Genomic DNA, 957 nt, shown 5'->3' with positions numbered 1-957 from the left:
GTTAATGCTATTCGGATAAGCACTATTGTTTATATCTAAGTGGATAGCGACTGGGTATGTAGAGCACTGAGCGTGGATACGTTCGGTGCTTTCTTTTATCTGGCAGGATAAAGTGTTTTATATCGGCTCGCATTTGCTTCAGTTTCGCTGGCAGCTTTCCATCTGGTGATAAAGCAAGCCACCTTAATTGTGTATCTATCAAGCTTATTGCAGCGGTAAAACTGATACGGGTTGGCGCGACCTTAGCTTCCTTTGCTATCGCTGTCATTTCTAAACGAACCAGATTATAAGCGATAAGCACTCCCCACAATTCTTGCTTAACACCTTCAACAAATTTGCTCCGTAACGTCACCTTGCTTTGCAGCTGGGTTTGCTTAAGTTCGCCATATCCTTCTTCTATTTCCCAGCGTTGCCAGTAGATATTTAGCAGCTTGTCCAGCGGATACTGAACAGGGTCAATCAATGAGGTGACAAATCCTTTTATTTCACCTTTTGGCTCTTGATAAGCGATAAAACGGGCGCGCCATGTTTCAGGGAGCTCCGGATTTTTCTTTCTCGCCTGTGGGGAGACGGGCATATCAATGAGCAAGTCATTATTCGCAAACTCTTCGACTACCTCGTAGCGCATCTTTGACTTTACGGGTGTCAGCCAATGTCGCTGTACTCCAGAGCTTTGCCAGTTTACTAATAAGTCAGCAGAGAAATAACAACGGTCAAATAGGGTTAAGGAATTATCAGGGGTATCTTGAACTAAACGCTGTGCGAGCGTGACCTCTCCTACGTGGCAGCCATCAAAGGCAGCACCTAATACCATTCTGGTTTCAGTCGATATAAGGCTGACTAATCGAAGTTGAGGATAGGGTTTGTGTGTGTTTGAAATAAAACCAAACTCATTGGCATTTTCTTCAGAATCTTGGCAACGAAACACGGTTCCATCAACGGCAAGGGTGGTAAGCC

Annotated in this window: 1 protein-coding gene; it reads right to left on the bottom strand. The window is 44.6% G+C overall.

The window, feature by feature from the left end; translation table 11 throughout:
- Window positions 1–22 precede the first annotated feature (22 nt).
- The coding region (locus AAEZ00_RS20555) for an IS4 family transposase (RefSeq protein ID WP_351089717.1) at window positions 23–957 on the bottom strand (935 nt) is incomplete at its 5' end.

The sequence above is a fragment of the Shewanella sp. S1-49-MNA-CIBAN-0167 genome (assembly GCF_040310145.1).
In the GTDB taxonomy this organism is placed as follows: domain Bacteria; phylum Pseudomonadota; class Gammaproteobacteria; order Enterobacterales; family Shewanellaceae; genus Shewanella; species Shewanella psychromarinicola.
This window is presented reverse-complemented; position numbering and strand designations above follow the sequence as displayed.